At 40.5% G+C, this 25,897-nt stretch carries 21 protein-coding genes; 18 read left to right on the top strand and 3 right to left on the bottom strand.

The features are described 5' to 3' along the window. Positions 1 to 90 precede the first annotated feature (90 nt). Positions 91 to 1,110 (bottom strand): helix-turn-helix transcriptional regulator, encoded by a 1,020-nt coding sequence (locus GT360_RS17820; protein ID WP_164650302.1) that lies wholly within the window; start codon positions 1,108 to 1,110, stop codon positions 91 to 93. Between the two features lie 241 nt (positions 1,111 to 1,351). On the opposite strand from GT360_RS17820, the gene GT360_RS17815 reads away from it, so the two are divergent. From GT360_RS17815 to GT360_RS17745, 15 genes are all read left to right on the top strand, one after another. Then, positions 1,352 to 2,425 carry a WYL domain-containing protein gene (locus tag GT360_RS17815; RefSeq protein ID WP_164650301.1) on the top strand — a complete coding sequence of 358 codons (1,074 nt, stop codon included), beginning with the start codon at positions 1,352 to 1,354 and terminating at the stop codon, positions 2,423 to 2,425. Between the two features lie 350 nt (positions 2,426 to 2,775). Further along, positions 2,776 to 2,991, top strand: coding sequence for a hypothetical protein (locus tag GT360_RS17810; protein ID WP_164650300.1), 216 nt, complete (start codon positions 2,776 to 2,778; stop codon positions 2,989 to 2,991). 12 nt (positions 2,992 to 3,003) lie between these two features. Further along, entirely contained in the window at positions 3,004 to 3,666 is a 663-nt protein-coding gene (gene lepB / locus GT360_RS17805; protein ID WP_164650299.1) for a signal peptidase I, read from the top strand. Positions 3,667 to 3,772: 106 nt separating this feature from the next. Further along, positions 3,773 to 6,577: a PD-(D/E)XK nuclease family protein gene (locus GT360_RS17800; RefSeq protein ID WP_164650298.1), complete on the top strand. Its 2,805-nt coding sequence runs from the start codon at positions 3,773 to 3,775 to the stop codon at positions 6,575 to 6,577. Then, on the top strand, positions 6,567 to 10,226 hold the full coding sequence (locus tag GT360_RS17795; protein ID WP_164650297.1) for a UvrD-helicase domain-containing protein: 3,660 nt from the start codon (positions 6,567 to 6,569) through the stop codon (positions 10,224 to 10,226). The genes GT360_RS17800 and GT360_RS17795 overlap by 11 nt, the downstream gene beginning before the upstream one ends. Positions 10,227 to 10,953: 727 nt before the next feature. Continuing rightward, on the top strand, positions 10,954 to 11,331 hold the full coding sequence (locus GT360_RS17790; protein ID WP_164650296.1) for a hypothetical protein: 378 nt from the start codon (positions 10,954 to 10,956) through the stop codon (positions 11,329 to 11,331). A 256-nt stretch (positions 11,332 to 11,587) separates the two neighbouring features. Next, positions 11,588 to 12,583, top strand: a complete 996-nt coding sequence (locus GT360_RS17785; RefSeq protein ID WP_164650295.1) for a hypothetical protein — start codon at positions 11,588 to 11,590, stop codon at positions 12,581 to 12,583. Between the two features lie 699 nt (positions 12,584 to 13,282). Further along, positions 13,283 to 13,903 (top strand): hypothetical protein, encoded by a 621-nt coding sequence (locus GT360_RS17780; protein ID WP_164650294.1) that lies wholly within the window; start codon positions 13,283 to 13,285, stop codon positions 13,901 to 13,903. A 4-nt stretch (positions 13,904 to 13,907) separates the two neighbouring features. Continuing rightward, positions 13,908 to 14,594, top strand: coding sequence for a hypothetical protein (locus GT360_RS17775; RefSeq protein WP_164650293.1), 687 nt, complete (start codon positions 13,908 to 13,910; stop codon positions 14,592 to 14,594). Continuing rightward, entirely contained in the window at positions 14,585 to 15,064 is a 480-nt protein-coding gene (locus GT360_RS17770) for a hypothetical protein (RefSeq protein WP_164650292.1), read from the top strand. The genes GT360_RS17775 and GT360_RS17770 overlap by 10 nt, the downstream gene beginning before the upstream one ends. A gap of 5 nt (positions 15,065 to 15,069) precedes the next feature. Then, positions 15,070 to 15,435 (top strand): hypothetical protein, encoded by a 366-nt coding sequence (locus tag GT360_RS17765; protein WP_164650291.1) that lies wholly within the window; start codon positions 15,070 to 15,072, stop codon positions 15,433 to 15,435. 3,435 nt (positions 15,436 to 18,870) lie between these two features. Next, entirely contained in the window at positions 18,871 to 19,386 is a 516-nt protein-coding gene (locus GT360_RS17760; protein WP_164650290.1) for a hypothetical protein, read from the top strand. 469 nt (positions 19,387 to 19,855) lie between these two features. Next, positions 19,856 to 21,385 (top strand): GIY-YIG nuclease family protein, encoded by a 1,530-nt coding sequence (locus tag GT360_RS17755; protein ID WP_164650289.1) that lies wholly within the window; start codon positions 19,856 to 19,858, stop codon positions 21,383 to 21,385. 195 nt (positions 21,386 to 21,580) lie between these two features. After that, positions 21,581 to 22,369, top strand: coding sequence for a hypothetical protein (locus tag GT360_RS17750; RefSeq protein ID WP_164650288.1), 789 nt, complete (start codon positions 21,581 to 21,583; stop codon positions 22,367 to 22,369). 2 nt (positions 22,370 to 22,371) lie between these two features. Continuing rightward, a complete protein-coding gene (locus GT360_RS17745; protein WP_164650287.1) occupies positions 22,372 to 23,169 on the top strand; it encodes a hypothetical protein in 798 nt (265 codons plus the stop codon). Positions 23,170 to 23,205: 36 nt separating this feature from the next. Here GT360_RS17745 and GT360_RS17740 read toward each other — a convergent pair whose 3' ends face one another. After that, positions 23,206 to 23,385, bottom strand: coding sequence for a hypothetical protein (locus GT360_RS17740; protein WP_164650286.1), 180 nt, complete (start codon positions 23,383 to 23,385; stop codon positions 23,206 to 23,208). Further along, on the bottom strand, positions 23,382 to 23,993 hold the full coding sequence (locus GT360_RS17735; protein ID WP_164650285.1) for an HD domain-containing protein: 612 nt from the start codon (positions 23,991 to 23,993) through the stop codon (positions 23,382 to 23,384). Before GT360_RS17735 ends, GT360_RS17740 begins: the two co-directional genes overlap by 4 nt. Positions 23,994 to 24,325: 332 nt before the next feature. Here GT360_RS17735 and GT360_RS17730 point away from each other — a divergent pair, with 332 nt between their 5' ends. Genes GT360_RS17730 through GT360_RS17720 form a run of 3 tightly spaced genes read left to right on the top strand, consistent with a single transcriptional unit; the run spans position 24,326 to position 25,895 of the window. After that, positions 24,326 to 24,856, top strand: a complete 531-nt coding sequence (locus tag GT360_RS17730; RefSeq protein WP_164650284.1) for a hypothetical protein — start codon at positions 24,326 to 24,328, stop codon at positions 24,854 to 24,856. Positions 24,857 to 24,861: 5 nt separating this feature from the next. Then, positions 24,862 to 25,398, top strand: a complete 537-nt coding sequence (locus GT360_RS17725) for a hypothetical protein (protein ID WP_164650283.1) — start codon at positions 24,862 to 24,864, stop codon at positions 25,396 to 25,398. Positions 25,399 to 25,403: 5 nt separating this feature from the next. Further along, entirely contained in the window at positions 25,404 to 25,895 is a 492-nt protein-coding gene (locus GT360_RS17720; protein ID WP_164650282.1) for a hypothetical protein, read from the top strand. Positions 25,896 to 25,897: the final 2 nt, after the last annotated feature.

The following is a 25,897-nucleotide window of genomic DNA, read 5'->3' as shown; positions in this document are numbered from 1 at the left end:
GAAGTTAAATTCGGATAGGAAATGTTGTGATGTGACGGAAGTCAGTTAGAAGGAAATCAAATCGTCTTCTAACTGACCTACTGTGATGACTTATACAGCCTCTAGCTCTTCATATTGCTTTAGGGCAGAGTTTAGAGAATAAACTACGCGCCTTCTAATGCTCTCGGGTGCCAGAACTTGAATAACATCGGCATGCTTAGTCAACCAGCGTGAGAGGTCGAAGCTGTTCCTCACTTTAACTTTAATAATGACATGCTCGTCATGTTCCTCAATGATGCGTTGGTTTTCACCAATTTGTTTGTTTTGCAAAAAATGAAAGCCATTAGCGCGGTTGATTTTAAGTGTCAGCTCAACCTCATCACCACCGAAGAGGCGGTCATTTTCTACATAGGTACGTAAACAGAATTGATCATTTTGATAAGAGCCAGGAGTGCGGAAATGGCTATCGATTGAGTTAATTCTATGAAACGCGAAATTGCGATAGCCTCCAGAGGTGTGGCTATAGCCCACAACATAAGTATCAGACCCGTTGAGAACAATACCTTTAGGAGTTAAGTGGTACTGTTTAAGTTGCCGTTCTCTGTTAGGCATATACTCAATAGTAAGATCACGATCGCGCTGAATGGCATCTTCGATCTTAGAAAACATATCACTGTCTATGAGTGAAGGGACAAGTTGAAACTCTGTTGAGGCAAAGCAAAAGTGCTTTTTCCACAAGTCATATCGGATGTTCTTCTTGTTATTGACTTGATTGAAGAGTCCTATTGTTTCTTTGTGCAACGTTGGGGGAAGCATAGTTTGAATATGCTCTTCGATTAGTTGTAGTACCAAAGTAGATGAGAAATTGTCAACACAGAAGGGGTGTGCTTGACCCTCCCTAATCTTATAAACGTTACCTTGTGGCAGTTCTACGACTTCTACGTCGGAATGCATGTTCACAATCTCTTTGAGTAAACCCTGGATAGTCCGAGTGTTCGATTTTTCGTTATCGTTGTCGTTGAAGAGCATATGCTCTTCAAGGATCTGACGTAGCCTGGTTGTCGTTATCTCTTTGGGATGACAAGGGATACTTTCTAGTAGTTTGTGGTAGCGCGCAATTTTAGTAGTCATGGGTCTGAGGTTAGAAAATTCTGTAAATATGGTTGATTGCTCGTTTTTCGTACAGGGTGCGAAAGGTTGGTTAGTACGACCTAGGTATGATGGAACACATCGAGCGACATGTGATTGAAATTGCTAGATATCCTAACAATGAATAATCCATTGATAAAGCAATTTCCTTATCGAATAACACAGATAAAAAGCACTCAGAGCAAAGAAACTGAGAGGCAAACTAACAACGTAGGAGTCGGCTATGTCTGCAAAATCTATTGAAAACTATTACTGTCATCAACACTGCATTAATTTGCTAACAGAACGGAAAGAGGGACTAACCCCTCGTGAGTTTTTAGCTAATGTGAAAGAGCAAGCATTTTATAATCGCGATGGATCAAGTAAAGAAAGTGATTTCAAATGGGCCCAGCGAATCCTAGAAGGGATCTATCATTATCATGGTGACTGTGGTGACGCCCCAAGAGACCAAGTGGATATTATGGTGCGTAGTGGTACAGGTATGGATGCGGTTTACAAAGTAAAAGACCAAAAGCAACTGCCTCTCAGCGCATCACTTAGTGATTCAAGAGAAGTGATTATGCTGGCTAGCGAAAACCTGAAAGACAAAATGCCACCAAGCAAGCAACAAATTCTTTTGGACGTTTTCCCGCTATTCTCTGAATCAAAGCCTAGACAGGTACAAACACTTTACGCTCTAAAAGATGCTGGATATCAAACTATCGCACCAGAAATCGACAAGACGGTGTTGAAAAACGTTGAAACTGCATTGGAATCAGGTAAACCAATCACTTTTGAATACTCTGGCGCAAAGCGCAAAGTAGATCCTTATGGCCTGTTTGTGTACGGAAAGACTTTCTTCTTAGTGGGGTATGAACGTCTAAAATCGGGCGCTGCTACTAAAGGTATGACCGATGAGTACCGCACTTATGCTGTACACAGAATGAGTCATTCTGAAGTTCACAACAAACAACACTTTGCAATGAAGGCAACAGAGGAGTTCGTATTAGAAGATTACCTCGCATCCTCTGCAGGCAAGTATTTTAATGGTGGGTTAGAGTCCGAAGTGACTTTGAAAATGAAAAAGAACTATCAAGGCTTAAACAAGTTTGTTGACGAGTACAAACTGAGTGCGTGCCAATGGGTCGAGTCAGAAGATCAGAGTCACTATGTGTTGAAGGCAAAAGCACGTGATTGCTTAGCGTTTAAAGAGTGGCTAATGACAAACGCAAGTCATGTCGAAATTTTATCTCCTCAGCATATTCGTGATGATGTGATCCGTTCACTTCAGCGTTCAATGTCAACTTACGCCGCGTAAGTGACACACTAAACGCTATAAATAGGTTACTGCGTTGGCCCGAACAGGCAACTAATCACTTAGCCGAAATTATCAGATGATATTCGGTGGTCAAGTGACGTAATAAAGAGTTGATGAAATTGATATCGGACGGAAAATGTCGATGAGATTATTTATAGTGGAAGAAAAATAAAAAACTACTAAAGGACAATGTATGAAGTTACTTAAAAAATTGCTACAGAGCGAGTTGTATTACGTGCAAGAAAAAAGGCGGGTGGCAGATTGTTTTTTTCCTTGGTCGAGACTAATCAAGATTACTAGCCTGGTTTTGATTCTTCCTATTGTGTTTCTTTTTCTAAGTTGAGGTTTGAATGGAAAATTATGATGGTTTCCTAATGCTAATTCTATTAGCGGTATTGGGACTTTTCACGACAGGATTATTTCAATACGGGGGTCTTGTTTCAAGTATTCTTTCGGGCGAAGTTAGTGGCTATTGGGGTGTAATTTTCGGTCTTGGGAAGGTCTACATTAGTTTTTTGGCGGCCAATGTCTGTTTTGTCGTTTTGGCAGATGAGTATCATGATTAGTAAGGGAAAAAAATGAATAGTAAATTTGTTAGACTAGCAATGACACTCTTAACCTCTATTCCATTGTGGCTGTGTTTGTTATTTGTGCACTTTAAATCAAACGAAACAGTACGAAAAGGCGTGGGAGAGAGCATGGCGCCAACGATTAAAAATACCTCATTTACAAAAGATCAAATGATCGACAGGGGGACTTATCTGCCGAAATATGGTGATGTTGTTGCTTATCAAGTTGTCGTCGATGAACAAGAGATAGAAGGCAACACCAAAAGAGTCGTTGGTTTGCCTGGTGACACTGTTCTTCTTGATAAAGGGAAGTTATTCATCAACGGTAATCCGGTATTTGATAAAGTTGTTGGCGAGAACGATACTTATGTGTTTTTTAGAGAGAAGTTCGAAGATGTCGAATATCATGTGCAATACCGAAAAGATAGTCCGTTATTAATGAACTCCTATCCAGAGTGGCTCGTCCCTGAGAACCACCTCTTTACGCTCGGAGACAACAGAGGTTACGCATTAGATTCAATGGATCCGAATCATGGCTACGTCCCTATTGACGGTGTTTATTTAAAAACAAAAGAAGTTCTTTTTAACTTGGTGTCGGCAGAAGGTGGACGTCAATTTAAGTGCTCTGTATATAGCGTGACTGAAAATACACCGTATACAAGTAGATGCTAGTTGGTTAAGCAAACGTACAAGGTGTAACAGTTTATTTCTATTGGTTATGTTGTTATGTAATCATAGTATAGTAGCCTAAAAATATTAATATAATTAGAAGGTTAGGATGTATTTTGTATTAATGCCTGACGCATTAAGCAGCCGTCAATGTCGTCAGTATTTGGCTGAAGATGGATGCGTCAACGTCAAAGTTGGTACCAGTGTTGCGCTTTTTGAGCAGGTTGCAGAGTTATGGTTGTTGGATTTTGAACATGATGCTCGTGATCAATTTGATGAGGCGGTTAAAAATGCCGCTTATCAAGTTGAAGATGCATTTTGGGCGAAAAGTCTCGTTGTCGATGAAGTTACAACGGTGCGAGATCTTAGTGAAACGTTAAGGCATGTTTATAGGCAATTGCCGGTAACTTCGCATTTTGAAAACATTTCATTTGGTGACCAAATAGCCCAGAGTCTTTGCGATAGAACGACCAAGTACTGGAGAGACTTAAATACGCTTTGTGAGGTAATGGGTCATATCCGTCCCAATGATCAACAGTTTGCTAAAGCGTGGTTGAGTGAGCTTGAGAAGCATGAATCACTCACTGCATTTAATATTATTGTCCCTCAGGGTATGCTTCTAGAACCATGGCTACAGGATGCGATTCACCTCTGTAACGCAAAAAATCATTGCCCAACTGAGCAACAAGTATTGTCTAAAGTTCAGCAGCGTATAGATGATTTATATAATCAATCATCACAAAATCAGGCTATTAAGCGTCTCGGTGAAAGTCTATATAGCTCATCGAGCCAAGAGCATTTGGCACTCTCTAACGATGATCTTTCCATCATCAGTGCACGTGATGAGCTTGAAGAGTGCCAAGTGTTAATCTCGCGATTACATGCGGTCTTAGATGAAAATCCTACCGCACAAAGTGATATCGCTGTAGTGCTGCCAAAAAACAGCCACCACCGTCAATTGCTGCAAAGTATGCTGGTGGATTCTGGCATCCCTTTCTCAAGCTTGAGTGCTGCGAAGTATGAATATCAGTGGGATGTATTACTGTTAAAAGAGTTGATTGAACTGTATCTAGCTAAGAAGCAATCAGAAGGGCAGGTCGCTGCTATTCAATATGCAAGCCTGTTAGTTAACCCTGTGATGCCGTGGTCGGTTGCTTTTGGTCAGAAACAGTATCGTTCGTACTTGTCGAACAAGAAATATCTTGATAACCCAGAGTACAATCAACATGTCGATGACAATGTTCTTGAGCTGCTAAAGCTAGTGTTTTCACCACTTAGCCACTCGATAAATCTTGTTGAGTGGTTGGAGACTATCTCGTCATTACTCCGTGTGAGAGGACACTACAATCAAAGCACATTCAACAAGCAATTGGACTCAATCAAATTGTCGGTCTCAGGCGCAGTTAATGATGAACAGATTGCCAGTGTTTCTAAACATCTCGACCCACAGGTGGTACAAGTTGAGTGCGAGAGTCGTTGGCTTCTAAATAGCGTCCTGTTGTTGTCAGAGCAAGATATGCTCATAAAGCCAGTTGAACACTTATTCGTACTAGGCTTTAACAAAGGGGCTTTTGAGGTTAAACCCCAAGTTCCTGGTGTGTTCCAACTTGATCAGTGGTTCAATATTTCGCAAGCGATTGTACCGAGCATCGATACATCAGATTCATATCGACTTTCTCAACCAACATTAGACTTATTCACACCATTATTAAAAAATGTTCAGGCAACCGAGAGACTGAAACGGCTGTTTGTTGGTGTTTCTGGTGGCGTTCACATTAGTCTCTCAGAGCAAACTCTTGTTGGTGACCTAATGCAGCCAAGTTCGACGCTGTTTGAGTTGGCTATCTTGCTACAAGGTGGGAGTAATATCGAACCTGACCGCCTGATTCAGGCTATAAAGCATCAGCCTACAACTGTTCCTTTTCTTACCTATCAAGCAGTGGCTGTTGAACAGTGCAAGACAACAAACGAAGTACTACCAGAAGCGTTCCAATTTGGTAAGGACTTGCTATCTATTCATACGGATAAGTACGGAGAACTTAGACCTGAATCACCAACCAGTTTGATACGAATGATGGTTTCTCCGCTCGCTTGGTTACTTGATAAGCAAAACATTCGCTCTTTAGCTTGGGAGTCGGAGCAGTTTACGCCACGTATTAAAGGACTCGTTGTGCATAGTGTTTTTGAGCATCACTTTGATCCTGATTCACCCTTCAACTTACAACATTTTGAAGCCCTCTTTGATCGTGCTGTTGAACTTGAAGCTCCTTTTCTAAATCGTTCTCAATGGCGCCTCGAAAAAGCCTCACTTAAATCGGACACCAGACGTGCTCTTGAGGCATTGGTCGATTGGTGTGATGTGGAGGGTTGGCAAAGTATTGCTCAGGAACAGAAACTAACCGGGCAGTATTTTGACCTGCCGATTAAAGGCACTGTTGATGCGTTGTTTGCTAAGGGTGATACCACGCTAATTTTGGATTATAAAACCAGCGGCCCCGATGGGATCTCAGAACGTATCAATACTGGCTATGACATTCAAACCCAACTGTATACAGAGATGGTAAAGCAGACATCAAAGAATAACGTTGGTAAATACGTTAGTGGTTACTATTCATCAAAAGCACAAAAAATAGTGTCTAACTATCCTGTTGAAAGCAAGTCTGCTTTGCTGTCGAACATAGAACCAAAGTACAAAGATGGTATTGCGTCCTCCACTCAAAAGGCAGAGGAAATGATTAGCTCTCGTATTGGCGAACTCAAAGAAGGAACTGTCAGCTTAAACCAAGAGGGTGATATCAAGCTTTGGGGTGTACGAGGACACAAAGATCTCAACTATTGGCTGGAAGAAAAACCACTACTCAAAGCGCACATACTAAAACAACAAGACTCGGGTGAACAAACACATGACCAATAACGCTATGACAGATTTTGCACCGCTAACGCTGATTAAAGCGGGAGCAGGGGCAGGAAAAACCTACCAGATCCAACAAACATTGGTGGAGTGGATCGAGCAAGGTCATGTACAGCCTAACAAAATTTTGGCCGTTACGTTTACCGAAGCAGCAGCCCAAGAGATGAAGGACCGAATTAAGCAAGCCCTGATTGAGAAAGGGTTATACGCCGCGGCAGATCAAATCGAACAGGCGCAGATTTCGACAATTCATAGTTTCGGTCTGAGCATATTGGAGCGATTTAGTTATGAGCAGGGCTTATCGGCAAAACCGAGGCAGCTTTCAGAGAACGAACAGAAAGTCCTGATTAGCTTAGCGTTAAATGATGTTCGAGTGATTGATCCAATCCTTGATAGCCTTGAGTTGCGTGGGTATGAAGCAGGGTGGAGCGGAAACGCTGAGGGTGATGTTCGTGTTCGCAAGTTGCAAGAGCACGTTAAAGCGGTGTTTGATTTACTTCAGAGGCTGCCGCAAGAGAAAAATGAGGCGCTGGTTCAACGCCTAATTGAGCAGGCATCGAGTGGGCTAAGTGACGTTTACCAAGCGCAATCCACTAAAGAGGATGTACTTAACCAAGGACTTTTGGATTCAGTGCGTGCAATTACAAGCAAGTACGAGAAAAAGGAACTGCTTGCTCTTTGGGGAGCAACACAAAAAGTTTCACTATTTGTTGAAGCGTTATACCAAGCAACACCGGAGTTAATTAGTCGCGATTGGAAGTTCTGGCTAAAGCTTGAGCGTTTATCATCTGCATCAAAAATTATGAAGAAAGCAGGCGGAGACTATCAACCGAATGAGAAAAATGATGGTCAGCTTGCTTTTGATGTGTGGTCGGCAGTCGATAAGTTGGCGTATCACAAAGGGCCACTGAGAACGGCATTGGAAACGGTGGAAATTTTGCTTAACGGTGCGAATGAAGCATTGCAAAACTATCAGTCCCTCAAAGCGCAAAGTAGCTTGATTGATTATACTGACATGGTAAGCACTGCTAACACACTACTATCTGATAAGCAGTGGCTTGAAGAAATCGCAAATAAGTACGATTGCTTGATTATCGATGAATTTCAAGATACCAATCCGCAGCAATTTGACCTCCTTTGGAAAGTGAGCAAAGCGGGGCTACACACCTTAATTGTTGGCGATTTGAAGCAATCGATCATGGGCTTTCAGGGTTCGGATAGTCATCTATACGCCTCACTTCTAGAGCAGTATCCAAATTGCGTAAAGGAGTTGACCAACAACTGGCGGAGTGCATCAGATGTGATGACGTTTGTAAATCAACTTGGTCATACACTTTTTCCAGATCAGTATCATTCATTAACTGCAAAATCGGGCCTTCAGTCGTCGCTCAAGGGGGTACATAAGTTAGAGTTTAGTTCCTCTGAGTGGTGCACAGCTAAGGGAGAGCTTAGCCAACAGAAGTTTCAGAAGCATTACCCAAATGCCGTAGCCGACCACATCAAAGAGCTGCTAGATAACCAGGTTGAAGTGATAGACCGGTATACAAAACAACCAAGAGCGATTCGACCAAGCGATATTGCTGTGTTGGCAAAAACGCATGCACATCTGGATAAGTTTGCGAATGCTCTAGACTCGCGTGGTCTTCTTTACAAGCGAGATCAACAAGGAAAGAGTGGTGACAACGACTGGTTCAGTCAATGGGAAGTGCGTTACTTGATGAGCGCACTCAATTACCTTGCGAACCCTAATGATCGAGAAGCTAAACTCAGCCTCAAAGTTTATAGTAAGGAAGCAAGTTTAGAGAAATCGCTACAAGATGTGATTGAGCGTGAAGAAAATAACACTGGTTTACAATCTGATGCGTTAGATCGTTTGATTGAAGTACAAGATCAATTTCGACATGCTTCAACGTGTCAATTAGTAACACAGTGCGCTCAGACACTAGGTTTGATTGGGACAGTTGCGGCGGGAGCTCACCAAGAAAAACAGCGACACGCGAATATTCTAAAACTGGCTGGACTGGCAGAAGAGTTTGAACAAACGCACTCCGAGACACTGCAATCTCAGGGAGTATATGGCCGCAGTCTATCGAGTTTCCTACTTTGGCTGACGGTAAACAAAGAAAGTTTATCGGTACTGCCCAACGTGGACAATGATAATAAGAATGCCGTGAATTTAGTGACATGGCATAAGTCAAAAGGCCTGGAATGGCCAATTGTGGTAGTCGCGCAGCTTGATGAAGACCTAGAAGCGAAATATCCAACCTCTAAGTTGAGATATAACAAGCAATCAACGCAGGCAGATTCGATGCTTGATGATGCCTGGATCAACATTGTACCGAAATTTGCACACAGCAAGACTGTTGAGAAGTTCGATAATGACCAAGCTGACGACTTAGACAAACAACTCAAGAACCTTTGCTATGTGGCACTAACAAGAGCAAGAGAGCAGATCATCCTGCCTTGGTGTGACCTGCCGAATCGCTCCAATAATATGCTGAGCTTAATTCGTGATTTAGATTACTCGAACGCATTGGTAACCAAAGCACCGATGCCACAAGATCCGGTTGACACGGCAAGTGTTGAACCTGAGCCAATTCCAAAATCCATCAAATCATGGGACAAGCATGAACAATCACAGTCACTGGAAGCCGAGATTAATCCGTCAACAATCGCATCCAATAGCTTGCAAGCTGATAAACAAAATCAACAGTTTAATCGTGAACACAAGATAAATCTGAATGCAGCGATGGATCTAAATCCGATCCGAGAAAACTATTCCTCGGCTGAGGTAGGTACTTGGCTGCATCAATGTTATCAAGTCTTACTAAGCAAACCAGAATACGCAACGAGACTTTGGAACAAGTTACCGGCTATTGCCCAGCAAGAAATCTTGTGTGCAGAGATCACCGCGCAAATATCGAGTTTTAAAGAGATGGCTCAACTGCAATTTGGCGCGCGAGATATTCAATCAGAAGTTCCATTTCTAGCCAAGCATGAAAGCGGTGCAGTAGTGAGTGGCGTAGTGGACTGTTTAGTTGAGACAGAGGATGGCTTAATCATCATTGACCACAAATCGGATGAAGTCATGTCAGCAGAGGCATTTGAACACCACTGTCATCAGTTAACCACCTACGCCAAGTATTTAGGGTATACAAAACCCGTTGTCGCTATTGGTGTCAATTGGTTACGTGAAGGTCAGATTTGGCTACTAGGCAACCAGTCGTTTTCTCTACAACAACAGGTTACTGATAGCTTAAAAGAAGAATCAACGAAAATAATGGCATTAGATCACCGTAAGAACGAGTATTCTTTCGAGGAGCTTGCGAGTCTTATTGAAGTTGATGTCGAGGTGTTGCAGGCGCGACTAGATGAGTGCTTATCGCACAGTTCTGTTAGATTTCGTGCAGGAAAACAGCTGGTATTTGTTGAAAACAAAAACAGTGGATATCGCTTGCAAGATTTGGCCACTAACTCGAATTTACTTTTAGAGGAATTTGGTCATCAGAGAGATAATCCTGGATACAATGATTATGAAGATGAAGCACTTTTAGCTGAGCTGATTTGTAATTTTGCCATCGACGAAGATAACGAAGGTGTGTTCCAGTATCTTCTTGATGGCATCGATCCTTATGCTCTGGACAAAGCATGATCTATAAGACAAGCCACTGAAAAATGACTAAGGCGCACCTAATGTGTGTAGGTGTGCCTTTTAACACCTTTTAGTATCGTGATTATGAACAGGACACAATGACCTTGCTTTCCTTTGCTTTTAACTTTGTATTGATCTTGCTTTCCTTTGCTTTTAAACTTTTATTGACTGCTTTCATTTATTTTATCTGGCTTGTAGGCTATCTAGCTCTGATAAATGCATTGTCGTTAAAAGTGATCAAAAACTTCAATATTAATAAGTTTTTTATGATTTTTTTCTTTACCCTAGTGCTAGCGCCTATTGGGGTAATGTTACTTCCTGTTGTGTATAGCTTTGTTATGTATCAAGAGCAAATTTACCCACAGTTAAGCTATCGCACCGAGAGCCTAGTGTTTACTGCACTGTACTGTTACTTCGCTTTTATAAGAATCATATCATTGTTTGAGTCAGAAGAGAGTAAGTGACTTCGTACAAAAAAGTTGGCGCAATCCGTGAAGACAAGAAAAGAGGAAGTAAGGGAAGCATGTACTAATAATCTACAGTATTGATGTACTTTATCAGCTATGAATTGTTGTTGATCGCAAGGTATAAAAACCGACTCATATTATTGATTATTTTCTCGCCGACATTTAAGAGGGAATATTTACAAGTTACAAAGTTAAATTTAGACAAAATTCGTCTCTGTAACTCGTTAAAGTACTATTTAAAATAACAAGACGAGTTGAATATGTACTACAAGAATAACTTACAGATAATTGACGTAAATCGCGTTATACCAGCCAAAGACTACATTCTATCTACAGCGATAAAAAAACTTGATGATAACGCCATAACAGAACAAGGAGTTAGCGGGTGCGTTTCACTATCCCATTGCTATGAGGATTACGCAGAACGTGTCGTTGAGATAGTTAATAGCTTACCTGCGATGCTCTTTGTTGTTGAGGACGAGGAAGGGGGAGCCATTATATTTAATGGTATTGATGCCTTAGATAGCTTGAGGGTTAACGGACTGACATCAACACAAGAGTGCCCGATAGAGAACAACCAAGTGTTGGAGATTTTTATCGACGAGGTTTGCTCTTGGCATACAACGAGATGTGCTTAGTTGGAGATTAAGATTTAATTTATGGCTGGACAGATTTCGTCTGAACATCCTAGTAACTTACACATACCGCTTCAAATGAGCATACACGAATGAGCGAGTGAAGATGTCTCCTTAATCTTCTTCATTTGCTGATAGGTTCAGCACCCCTCGGGATTAACCAACCCGATGGCCTAATGAAAGGTGCTTTTATTAAACTTATAACGATAAAAAATGTCATTTTACATGGCTATGATAACAATGGGGTACAAAAGACATTATGGTTAATAATGCATCACTATCACAAGTGTCTATATGTAATGACCTAGTTGAACTGCTAGCCCTCTCTTACGAACCTACGATTGTTTTTCCCCGTGGTTCTAAATCTTTATTTTATGAGCGTTGTTCAGAAGTAATACATCTTTTAATTGATACAATTCCACAGGATAGCTTTGCAAAAGTGTACGAGCTATCTTATGTAGGGATACTTAATATAGGGTCAAACCCTAAGCGTGTTATGTATGAAGTGATGATCGAACGGGTGAAACAAGCAACAAAAAACAGTCATGAAGTTCGATATGCACAGGAGCCTAGCTTAATTTTATCGACTGTGATCAAGCAGTCAGAGTCGAGTGCTGAAGGGTTACATGGGTTACTTTGCCAACAACTCTCTTGGTATCCTTTACAAAAGAACCTAACACCTTTGATGGTTTGGAACCTGGTAGTAGCTGCTTTGCCTCTTCGCCATAAGGAACCTCAACTCTTTGTTGACAAAGTGGTTGAAATTCTAACCTATTTAGGAGAAGACGCAGACAACACATCTTTAACAGCGCTTAGTGACAGTGACATTATTGCATGGTTAAAAGGCGCAATTGCTGGTTATTCCGACCTTGCAGAATTACTCTATTTACACGGAACAAAACGACGTTATCTACGCTATTCGAGTCAAAAGTTTTTTTTGATTGAGAGCATCATGCAAGTGGCAAGCAATGATGAAGGTAGTCTTCCAGTTTCAGTACTGTTGCCGCTCATTAAAGCGGCGTCAAGGCATGTTTATGATTTAACTTTAGGGGAAATCATAGCTTATGACCCTACGAAAAAAAGTATTATTCATTTCGCTTCATTAGGTAGCAACGTTGTTCGCTATGTTGATAACCTTATTGAGAAAGAAACGAAAGAGCGTTCGGAAACGCTGACCCAGTGGTTAATTATATTGATTGAACACGCTTGTGTACAGCCGCACCAGTTAGAGAAGGAATTCAATGATTGTCTCTGAGAGGTAGAAGGAGGAGTTTAGGTGGTATTGCTATGAATAGTCTATTTATTATATGTGCGTTTATATGTGGTTATATGGCAATGAGGGAGCTAATAGCTGGGAGTGATAGTGTAATAATTCCTATAGGGGTGTTAATTGTTTTTATTGCGGCAGTGAAACATTCAATGCGGGGGGGATACCTCTTAGCTGAGTACGTGCGAAAGCATTACATTCGTAAGATTAGACTGCCACTGGCAATAGCTTATACGCTGTCTACAGCAGTCTCTGCTCCAGTCTTTATAAGCTATATGTACATATCCAATTCTATGATAGCTGGTCGAATACTACCGTTTTATGATGCGTTGACGATGTGGGAGGGGTGGATATTGATACCGTTTATGGTTTTTCATATTCTTCTTATTACCGCTTTTATTGAAGGTGAAGCCACTACTAGGGAGCGCCTTCAAGAACACGAACAAATGAGAATGAGAGAGGATCGAGGGGGCGACGAAAACTCAAAGTTGTGAGTCTCTAACCTAGACAAAAAAGTTCAGTCGTTGTGAATCAATTTCAAGCAATGATGATTTAAAGTAGCGACCTTCAGTCAATTTGCACACGGACAGATTTCGTCTAAGCAAGCTAGTAACCTAAAGAACATACTTTGATTAATTACACTGCAATGAGTGAATTGGCGAACTATCACTCCTAGGAATCCATACTTTGAAAAATGACCTAAGACTACTGACAGTTTGGCACTCGATTACGGATACTTTACCACATCGCCGAAAAGAGCCTGAAGCCTTTATTGATGAATTGGCTAAGACACTCACATATTTTGGAGAGCACCCAGAAAAGGAACATTTGTTAACGCTAAGTGACAGTGATATTTATGCTTGGATCAAAGTGTTAGTCACTGGCTGCTCAAATCTTGATGACGTACTCCACTTGTACGGGAGTAGGGAAGATTACGATAGTTTCTCAACCAAGAGATGCGATCTAATTGAATCTATATTTACCGTTATAAACAAAGATAATATGAAAGGTTTACCACTACAGGTGCTTGACCCGTTAATTAACACCGTATTGAAGCATGTCAATGATATAACGATAGGCCAACTTGGCTGCACATATCTTGCGCTAGTTAGAAGTATCGAAGAGGTTTCACTAAACGAAAAAGTGACGACCCATGTTAAAAATCTAATCGCAAGAGAATCGAGCCAATACTCGGAACAATTGACTTTTTGGTTAATTATATTGATTGATCATGCCTGTGTATTTCCATACCAATTAGAGCAGGAACTGAATGATTGCCTAGATAAATTTATAGAGCAGCACGGGTAAGTTTATGATGAGTGTGCCCGTCAAGTGCCCAGCGATAAGCTTCAAAATACCATACGAGGCCCTAACGCTACTCACTAACCCCCAGTACTTCGCTATCAGTTTAATCACTAGTTTTGTTATAGCCCTTTCGCCAACCGGATACCTGGGGCTTTTAGGTTTAGTGTACATAGGGTTAAAACAAGCACCTAGTGCAGAAGAAGAGGCCAGGCAGAGATTCAAAAGAGCAGTACTGGGGCAATACCTGCCATTCGTAGCGCTCTGTTTGTGGCAAAGTACCACCGGTTTTATGCCACAAGGCTATCCAGTTGGTGTTAGTGGGGTGATTCACGTTTTAAGCGTTTGCCTTACTTACTTGGTTTGCCTGCAAGCGAACACTATGAAGAGTCAGTTTGCAGGGATATGGGGTAGCAGTATAGGTTTTGCTAAAACGGTCAGCGAGGTGGCACTGTCAATGCCAATAGCATCGATAGTAAATATTGGACTGGTCATTTGCATATCTATCGCCTGTGATTTTGCCATTCATTTCGTTGTCTTACTGACTGCAACCGATGTTAACAACTACAAGTTGCTATGGGCGTTAATCATTTGCCTAAAAGTAATCCCCATCACGTTTGTTGTGAGTTATGGAGTTGCCATCATTACAAATGAACTGAATAAACAAAATGGAGGAGACATCGACAGATGCCACTAAACCAACTCAAACAAAACGTTGCTCGAGATCTAGAGCAAGCGCCCCACGATGTAGAGGGTAACGATTATGACATCAAAGATCTTTTGATCTTGGCGATTAGGATAGCAATAAAGCACCTCACCAATGAGCAACTATTTGTTTTGTTGGAAAAGTACGTGTTTAGTTGTGAGGCAAGTAAACAGACACTTGAGCGTTTTAAAGATGAGCTAGCCTACATCGAAAGAGAAAACAGAGGGAATGTTCGCCACCTGCATGAATCAACGATTGAATTGGCATTAAGACCCTTATCTGCAAACCCAAAGATGTTGATGTGTGACAATATTCAATTACTACAAGAGATTCTATTTGTGGCTATTGATATGTGCAGTTCAGAGCCGAACCGATTGTTCAGTGACTTCGAGTCGCTATACTTCGGACGAGTAGACGTGGTGCGGCTAGACATGCAAAACGCTTATCAGACAAGGCACTAACGATAATGAGCTTTTTTACATTCGAGAATATCAGTCTTTTTGTTGCTGCAATATCTAGTCTTGGTTTGAATACGATTCTAATACATATTAAATGTCGAGCCCTTGTCGAAAAAGGGTTACAGCTTTTATCGCCTAGGGTAGGGTTGTGGAAACTGTATCTCTTTTATGGCGTCATTAGTCCCACTTTTATCTTTATATCACTTTGCTATTTTGGGGCACTAAACATTCTTGAAGTGCCACTTTTAGTGGCGAATGTGGCTTTAGTGGGACTATCAATCCGAAAAATTAGAAAAAAGTATTTATTTGCAGAGAAAGTTCGATTAATGATGGCTTTCTCTAAGGTTTTAGAAGAAAAGTTGCACAAAAAATAAAAGCAGCGGAGTGATATGGCATCATATCACTTTGAATAAATAAATTAATCTTGTGGTTAATAATATTATTTGAGTACGTTTGTATATTTAAGTGGTCAACTTGGTTACAGCAAGGAAGAAGGGTATGTTGGTAAGGGCTCTAGGCTGTGTATTCTCATTATGGGTTGGGATCTATTGCGGTATGGGTATCGTAGTAATTCTTGGCTTAGATATAGAATTACTTCATCCACTCGTAGACGGTAATATAGCATTGGTGTTTTCCTACTTTAATCGAATGCTATTGATGTCAATAACGATGATGGTGATATTTTTTGGCTGTTACTTTATTAGTGTATTGACATCAAGTATCACAAAGCTCAGCAAAGGATGGTTTGGAAAGATCCTTAACAATTTCGAATGCTTTATATTGTTACCTAGTATCGTTAGTACTTGTTACTACATACTAATACCGTCATATTTTTGTCGGGGTAATTCGCTTGTTTCTTCTTTTGGGTACTACTTTACTGTGCCTGCAAGTCTCTTAGTTACTTGTGGCTATTTACTGACTCTAGTATCGATTGTGTTCGATTTGATGCGAAAGGCAGAACTGCGAACGGAGATAATAAAATGAAAACACTTTCTTATTGTATAACTCGCTTGAGGTTTGTACTTGAGCATACAGTTCAAGTGATTTCAGCTTCATGTTACGTACTATTACTATTAGTGCCATTTTTGCTGATGACTTTATTTTACTTGATCTTATATACATTTTTCTTGATTGTAGTTGTAGTGTATATATTTCCTTGCGAACTGGCGGCTTTATTTGGAATAGGGAAGAAGATTAGCATAAGTTCTATGTTGCCAGCTTATGATAGGAATTGCCATTTGTTCACCTATTCATTATGGCTCGTGAGTCTCATAACTCTTGTTTATTATTTTGGTACGTTGTAATGCTGGTAACATAGAACAAGGTTCTCGTCATTACTTACATTGGTAATAAGGTTCAGTTTAGACTGATTTCGTCCGAACAGTAATCTATTGTAGCTTTATTGAAATAAAGTTTAATTTAATAGGGGTATCATGTTTGATTTCTTTCTATATCTCATAATTCTCATTATAATCTATTATGTTTTGTGCCTAGTTCAAATTTTATCTGAAGAGATTGTCCAATTGTTGATTGACTTTGGTGAGCGTCTTTTTAGAGTCAATAGGTTGTGGCCATCAAATGACACCAAGTTATTCTATATGGATTTGATTATAGCTTTTTCTGTATGGTCAATTTTTACATTCGCCTTTTTTAAATGTCTATATTTAATTTTACGTGGTGGAGTGTTAACAATAGGTGGTGGAGTGTTAACAATATCTAGTTTGTTTTGTCTCTTGGGTTGTTACTATGGATATAACAATAATAGAGAAATCGTTAAGCTAGAAAGAATGTTCATGAAGTCAGATGTTCTCAATGATGGCGGGTACGAGTGGAAGTCCAACAAGGGCAGTTACAGGAGGAGACGTCAAGAATGGAATGAAGCTTATTTTGGTAAGGAATGAGCATAAACTCTTTCCATGCTTGGTGACGTCATCAGGCATGGGGAAGGTGGTGAGAGGTTTAGTCATAATTTGATGAGGTAGTAATGGGGACCGATATGAGAAATTTACTTGATGTAATATTTGTTGTTTTTACGTTAATTATAAAATTTTCATATTTTCTCGTTGTTTATTTCTGGCTTGTATGGTTTTTTTCTGATTCCTTAATGGGCTGGAATCTTGTTAACTAGAGGGGGTGACGTACCCTGCGCCCACCAAGCGTGCGCCTCTACCACAAAAAGGTACAACCAACAGAATGGTCTTTTGGATTTCTAACTACATCAGTCTCTTGATCTACTTCAATAATAGCCTTGCCTCTTGAAAATTCTTGAGTTGCAGTTTCTGCTAGACACCTCGAGCCTTAAGAAAGTTTGTTTAGAGATGGAACTTTCCGCCTTCGTCCAGACGAAATTGTAATCATAGGATTCATAATCACTGTGAGCCCCTGTCCAGTAAGTTGCTCGCTCTAGAACTGCAGCATCATTCGTTTTTCAGGATATCTTCACAAACTATCTGTACGTAACACTTTAAAGCCAGTGATGTGAGCCGATGCAAAAAGCAGCGTCATGTGCGTGCGCATAGGCTCTTTCTTAGTGGTGACAATATGGTGTGGCAACGTCAGTTAAATGAAATGTTTGAGTATAACAGTGCAAAATGCAGTAAAGATGGCCTTATAGCCAATGATATAGGCGTAGTAAATTACATACATCAATGCAACAAAGATGAGAGGTATGATAAGCCTACTCATTGAAGCCCAGGTTATCCCTCCGAAGACAAAGAAGATTAAGATTACTGCTGTAATGTAAACGAAGGAAAGTATGTGTGATAATACAAATAAAGCACTACTCTTTTGTTTCAGTATATCAGGTGCACTCATTATTACATCTACAGATTCGTGATTAATAAATTCTATAGAAGAGGTAATATCAAGTACTATTAGTGATATCAGTTTATATTCTTGCCAGAATATGAATATTGGAATAATGTTGATTATCCCACAGATCATCTTTACATTGCCATCCATCCAGTTTGCTAGTCTTTCACTTACAATATTAGCGAACCCGAATGTCAACAGATACGTTGGGGTGACAGTAAAAATATAGTTAAAGAAAAAACCAATAATAATGGCATAATAAGTGACATAGTTGCTGTAATCCATGTTAACTAACCTTTAGTGTTCGATCTAATGTATTAGATATAGTACCATTTAAATTAGACATATTTCGTCTGTATGAATAGATATAGTACCTGTCATATGAGTAGTATTCTGAGAGAGGTACAAAATTCATGTCGATTATAATATGTCTGTCGCACGGGTTATTGTTTTTTGGTTTGTTGGCTTTGTGGTATTACATATCCTTCGCACTATCAATATATGCAGTCCATTGGACAAGAAAGTTGCGCTGGCCCATGGTCATCATATGTACGTTTCTAGTACCCCCTTGCTTCTTGGCAACGTATTATTCCGTTTCTACTCATATTTTCTTTAATTCTGGAATTACATTCCAGCAAGGTATGGAGTATGCCTTAGATCAAAAACTTGTTCTTGTTTATTTTATGTTTCTCACTTTAATAATTTTGGGAGGGCCGATATCGGAAGAGGCATAGGCAAGAAAAGAGGCAACAATAGAGAAGTAGTCGCTAGATGATAATTTTGTTTTGACTGAGTCTGTATTTATTAGCCGCTGCAATAGATGGTGCTTGGTATACGTTTTACTGCGTTAAAATGAAATTTTATCAAGGTGTTTGGCTTGTTTTAGAAGGTTGTTTTTCTTAGTTGTTAGTAGGGCGGGGTAGAGATAGATTCAATTGGCTCTATATCGAGGTTGGTGATTTCAAATGTTTGTTTAATAGGGAATGATAGGTGATTGTGTGAAGAGTTTTGTAGATGGAGTTAGCTTTATTTTAGGAAAGATTGCTGGTGTGTTTATTAGTCTGTTTATTGTCCTGGCTCTTATGTTTATTGTTTTGCTAATTTTCGGCTTTGGCGAAACTGCAAATTATATTATCAATAATACAATGCTTGGTTTTTCATATAGGTATGCATCAGGGATGGTGGATTTGATGGGATTCCTGGTTATTTTTTTTCTATGTTTTTATATGTTGTCTGGGGCATACTGTCACATGCTCACATTTACAGGGGGTAAATTTAATCTTTGTTTGCGGTATTTTCTATTAGTCATAATGACGCCAGTTGCGTTTGCTATTGGATTTACGATGTTCATTTATTTCAACCCAGTTGGTGTATACAAGGCCATTTTGTCTTGCGGTCTTTACTTTGTTATTCCAGCAATACTGTTAGTGGTCACTTTTGTCATCTTTGTTTTTTATGGCATGTTTCAGGTCTTGATAAAGAGGAATGAGTTTTATTTTGACGAATCACTGTAGGTGTGTGATTTTATGTTGTGATTTGGTTGCTGCATGCTATGAATGTGTTGGTTGATGTGTTTTTTCTGTTTCATGTGTCAGATTAATATTAATGGATATGATTGGAAACCGAAAACCAATCTCGGTCAAATTGTCGTTTTGACACAGCAAACCTATAAGATGATTTTACCCAAAACATTAAAGTCAATGGGATAATGTTTAAAGTGGTGACAGACGGAAAACGTCCATATTTTTTGTTAGATTGAGCGTATGGACACAAAATCAAAGCGAATAGCGTACTGGTGTATGTGTAGTATAGATGTGTCATCTCATGTAACATTTTAAGTCTATGAAGTGACACAATAAAATCGAACGTTAGGTTAAACTATAAAGCTTGCGGAATAGTCAATGAAAGAACAAGAATTAGACTGCATTTCACAAATGCATTCAATAACGATAACAGAGTGACTACAAAGTAGTAAACATAATAATGAAAAACTTTACATTTAATGGCGTCAAATACTCAAGTATTGCAAGTTTTTTTCGAATTCATCAAAGCGAAATTAACTGCTCTCTCCCGACCTTTAAAAACCGTATTAATGAAGGGCTAGAAATTGACCAAGCAATGGTTGCAGAAAAAAAACGACGTGGGTCAATCAAAATTGAACCGCAGGTTATCGAAGGTAAACAGTATTTATCTATCCCTGAAATAGCGACTGAATACGGTGTTAATCATAATACGATGTATCAAAGGTATAATCGTGGTCGCAGAGGTGATGAACTGATACTGCCAAAAGAGAGAAAAGACTACACTCCTCCAGCAATGCAGGAACCGAAGAAAAAGTATGTGCCAGCCAGCGCTGAAACGATCGAATACGGGGGGATTGTTTATACCTCTGTGAAGGAGATATGTCGTGAATATGGGGTTGACCGTGGAACTTTCCGCAAGCGGCGAAAGAAAGGTCTAACGATTGGCCAGTGTTTAGGGCAAGAACCAATAGTAGACGGCCGTACCGTCGCTGCCAAAGTGAAACACTATGAGTTAGACGGCAAACACTACACAGCACCACAGTTATCCAAAATGTTTGGTGTTCCGGTTGGCACATTGCGTGAACGCCTAAAAAAGGGAGCTTCACTCTCCCAAGCTTTATCTAAACACCGCCTGGATAATGGGACTTTACTTCCCGAAGCGGAGATTGAAAGAAACAGCAACTACGCTAACGTGCCGACGATGATTGTTGATGGAAAGGCTTATTCGTCTTATCAGGCACTTGGTGATGATTTTGGAATCAAACAACATGTAATACGCCAGAGGATTGTCGATTTAGGTTGGTCGCCTGAAGAAGCCGTGATGATGGAAGGCAGAAATAAAACATTTGTTGTTGATGATAAAAGGTTCGCAACCTTACAAGAGGCTGCTGATGAATTCGGTATCCAAATAGAGACGTTGAGAAATAGGAGAGCTAATAATTGGACACCACGCCAGATTGTCGGTCTCGACCCTGCGCCTAATACAACGGTGTACACGTGGAACGGGATGGAGTTTACATCTATTAACGAAATCTCTGATTACTTTGGTATTCCCAAAGGTTTAATGTCAAGTCGGCTCAACAGAATGTCGTTGGAGGAGGCTGTTAAGTTAGGTGACCAAAAGCTTGTTGGTACTGGTCGCTACAATATGACTATCCTCACAAGAGATGAGGCGCTAGCGACCAAACCAAGCCTACTTTACTTCGTTAAAATGACGATAGATGAACGTGTCGTCTACAAAGTAGGAATAACAACCAGCACTCTTGCTGAGCGAATGTCTGGCTATAGAAAGTTCCAATGGGAGGAGGTCGCGATTGGTCGTGCTACGCTGTTGGAGTGCTACAAGTTAGAGCAGAGTATCCACGACATGATGGAAGATAGAAACATTAAAGACATCGATGGTTCGATCATGGATGGCTACACGGAACTTTTTGATTTCAATGAAGATGATGTAGCGACAATAAAAGAGTTAATGGCTGAGTTACTTTGAGTCATTCAGAGACGGCTCTGTCTCTTGACACAGAGCTGTCACTGCAAGTTTCAATTTCTAACAGGAACTAAGCAATGCAGTTGGCTTAGTCATTCCAAAATTATCATTTCACTGACTTTAACACGTAGACGAAAAACGTCGGTTACGTTTGTTAGAGTGAGTGTGTCAATTTCCATTAAGCACTAGAGGCGCGCGATGATGACCTTTACCAATGAAGAAGCCGTGTACGAACATTTTCTACCAGGGTATTTTCACGAAAAAAACAACGATATTAGAAACGAGCAGTGGTGGAATGCGACAGATGAAGTTATCACAGCATTGCTCACTGAATTACAGAAGTTTCGTGGGGCGGGGGATGACGCTATTTCTTTACTTTGCCTTGCGCGAGAAGGTGGAGAATTTATTGCTTGGCCTGATCTTTTGAGTCACGACATTCCTCAATGGCGTGTTCAATCTCACCTAGCGGTTGAACCGTGGGATGAGTATGCACTCAAACTTGAAGAGCAAACTCGTAACCCTAGATATATTAGCGAAATTCCCAAGGGCTATCGCAGTGAATACTGCGAAACGGAAGTTCAACTGATCTACAAAGACGTGCTGCATAACGGCCTATTAAGCAGTGGATTGCACTACATTGAAAAACAAGCAACCAGCCTGATCAATGAGTGGGCAGCATCGCGTCCACACAACCAAAGGGCCATTAATCTCGCATGGCATGACAATGCCAACGAACGTCAAACTTTTTTGGAGTCTGAGTTAGAAGCTATCGGCTTAATGACATGTGTAATTGAAAATCAAACAAAAGGTCAGTTGCCAGAGGTACATTTCGTTCTGGCTAATCATCAAACCATGCGTAACGTTCGACCTAAGCACTTAGTTCGAGATATCGAGTCGATGCAGTGCGAAACGCCAGCGCTATTGGATACTCTGGTCAGTGTGGTTGTGCGTGTGCACAAAGAAAGGTGTTTAAATCAAGGGCTGTAATCATGGACAAGGAATGTGAATGTATCGTTTGTCACAATAAGGATACGGCCCAAAGTAAACAATGCCCCTACTGCTTTATCTCTTCCAAGTTGAATAGAGAATACACCCCAGTGTGGATACCATTCCTTGAAAAAGAGGATTTTCAAGGACAACAACGCTGTATGGGTTGCTTTTCGCAACCTATGCTCGAAGCGTTGGCGTTTGCGGTCGGGCAAGTGTATGAGTTCGGTATCAAGGTAGTAAGAGAGAATTTACTTGCTTTTTGTCATGGTGAGCTTGAGGCAAAGGAGTGCGATAAAGGGCATCCTCAGATGACCAATGTTCGAGATTTTCTTGATGTTGTAGAGACAATCTATCGAAATGAACAGAGTAGGAAACAAATCGCTGCCCAAGCAGCAACACAAATAGAAAAGAAGCGCAAGCGGCTGTTCATGATACAAAATGTTTGGCAAATACTCGTTTGTTTCTTTATGCCCCTGTTTCTTCCATTGTTCGCAATGTTCATCGCACTCACACAACTCCCACAGCAGTTTGTATTGGGTGCTGTGTTTTTGACTATATGCTGTTGTTTCCAGGTCGCCCTTGTGTGGCTATTGTTACAAACAGATTGGTTGACCAAGCTTGAATCTCCTTTAATTCAAGAAAGAACAGGGATGCCCGGTGTCGCTATTGGTCTCAGTTATTTGTATGGCGCTGCCTGTTATGTATTGGCGCTCATACCTTATTCGGTTCTTTATGGCTTGCTGTGGATTCCAGACAGTCCACCAAAATATTTGCAATGGTTGGTAGGGTTAATGTAGGGACCACGCCTGTCGTTAAGTGTGCTAATTAGCACTTTAAGGCTTTGGTTTTGTCAGCTCTTCACAATCTCGGTGATGGCACTCTAGACAGATTTGTTCAATAGCAAGGAAGTAGAGTGGAGTGCCATTCTCATCATGCTCTACGTCCATATACTCACCACTCATGTGCTCGGTTAGTTTTTTACAGAAGTGACAGTAGTAGATGTCGTAGTTCATTCGTTGATACCCTGTGTCGAGCTGTCTAGTGCGTATTTATCGAAGAAGTCTAGGATATGCTGCTCAATATCAAATAAGTGCGCTACGCCAAGTTGTGAGGCAAGCTCTTCATCGACAGCCCAAGATCGAGCTTTTTGAGTGCATTTGGCGATTAACTGAGGACACTTTGCTGCCTCAAGTGACAAATAAACAGGGTTAATATCAACATTGACTCTCGGTAGGTCGAGGCGGTCAGCATCTAGGCATGCGGCAATCGTGGGGTCATCGTGCAAAAAATGTTTGGTATGAATTGCACATGCCTCTTTAAGTTGTTCCAGTTGTGCGTGGTTTAATGGTAGGTGGTCACGCAGTTGTTCAATGAAATGGCGTGCTCGTTCTCCATGATGTGGGTCGCGATGCTCATTGAGTCGGCAACAGTCATGAAACAAGCCAAACCAAAAAACCACGTCAATATCGATCAAGGGGTTATCTTGGGCTAGCTGCAAACCATTATTGATTACTCTTAACCAGTGGCCCATGCCATGCTCAGAATGTTTATGGTTAAACGGGAACTGTTTAACAATACGTTGAATAAGTACTTTATTGATGGAATTTGGATAGCGCATCATCTCTACCTGTTGTGCATAAGATTGCTTGAGGTCAGCTCTGGGCGTGATGTGAAGACTATAGCAACATAAGTCGATGAAATTCGTCTGAATGAAATTTAAATGTGATGCTTTTATTAGAGATAGTAGCCATATAGACGTATTTCGTCCGATCTAAGCGATATAGTGATGACACTGGTTCAACGTTGTATGAGAGTGTCTAACTATGAAAAGCCTACGCTGTTTAGGTGTTAAACATAAAAGACAAGTGACTAAACGACGGGAAAGTGTGCGGCGGCTGGTCTCGTAAATAGTCTAACGTATCCGCCAAATACTAAGAATATTCAGAGGTACCAATGAACGTATTCAAGCGTATTTTTTCAAAGAATAAAACGAAGTTAGAGATTACCAATCGCTCTTTTGGGGTGGCTCCTGTTATTTTTACCAATTCTTCACACGTAGATGAGCTAAGTAAGCACTCAGGGTATAAATTAGCTCTCTCAGAGAAAGAGCAGGAGTTGCTTGGTGCTAATGGGCAATTTAATATTGTGCTTAGTTACAAGCCTGACTTCACTTTACCTGTCACAGTAGTGGGTTTCAGTCATTATGGAAGTTCACATAATAGCAAGACTGGGGAGGTAGAGCGATACTGCAAGGATATGGTGGTTGTACACTATGCTGTCGTTGTGGATGGCACTCATTACTCGGTTATTGATTATTTTTACGTTGATAATTCTGGTCTATCAAGTCCCTCAATTGATATCGTTTGTAAGTTTGATGGGACTCTAGATGAGCTGTTATCCTGCTTTAGGACTTTTTTTACCCGCTATGCGAGAGGTTCTTTTGTGGATAATGTGTTTATTCGCGATCCATCGGATTGGAGTTAATAGTTTTGAAGCGGTTAACGAAATTTTTATTTAAGAGTGAGCCTAAAGTGGAATTAGAGGTTCACAACCGATCCTTTGGAGTCGTTCCGGTTCGATATCCTGAGCCGTCTCATGCTGAACAACTGAGTCAGTATTCATCATACAAGTTAGATCTATCTAAGAAAGAGCAAAAGCTGATCGGTATAGATGGGCAGTCTCATATGCTCCTTAGTTACAGACCAGATCGTTTTTTTCCTATGACAGTGGTGAGGTTCCGTCGTTACTACTGCAATAAGGACGAGCACACTGGTGATCTTACAGTTTGTACTGAGAGTATGATTTTGGCTCACTATTCGGTCACTGCGGGAGAGATGCATTATTCAATTTTTAACTATTACTATGTTGATGGTGATGGTCTTTTATGCCCATCTATTGATTATATTTGTAGATTTGATGGCTCGCTAGATGGCCATTTGGAGTGTTTTGATAGGTTGTTCGCTGATTATGCCAAAGGTTCTTTTATCGATAATGGGTTTATTCGTAACCACTCAGATTGGAATTAAAACTTATGTCCAGTAGAAAAAGACTCCTAGAAGTCACTCAGCGTACCTTCGGAAGGCATCTTAAAACATTATCATCTCCACGTTTTCCAGAGCTCTTTGGGGACAATGATTGTTTTACATTTTCATTGAATAAAGAAGAAATCCAAGTTCTCACCCCTCGCAAGAAAGAGAGTGCGGTAGCTTTGAGTTTTACCCCCAATAAAAAACTTCCTTTGATGGTTGTTAAGTTTAAATATCATGAGCTCGGTGGTGATAAGAGTAAGATGGTAGATATGGCGATTGCCTATTATGCTATCAAGCACAATGGAGAAGACTGCATTGTGTTTGACTACTACCACCTTGGTGATAAAGGTTTTGCGGACCCTATGCTTGACGGTGTTATGAATTTTGATGGAACTCAAGATGACTACTCAAATGCTTTCAACAAATTGTTTATGAAATACACAGACGGCTACCTTAAGGGTAACGCGATTGAACGACATGAATGTGATTGGTGATG

Origin of the sequence: Vibrio astriarenae, assembly GCF_010587385.1 — a bacterium.
Classification (GTDB): Bacteria; Pseudomonadota; Gammaproteobacteria; order Enterobacterales; family Vibrionaceae; genus Vibrio; species Vibrio astriarenae.
The sequence above is the reverse complement of the archived record's forward strand: the minus strand, read 5'-3'. Positions and strand labels throughout refer to the sequence as shown.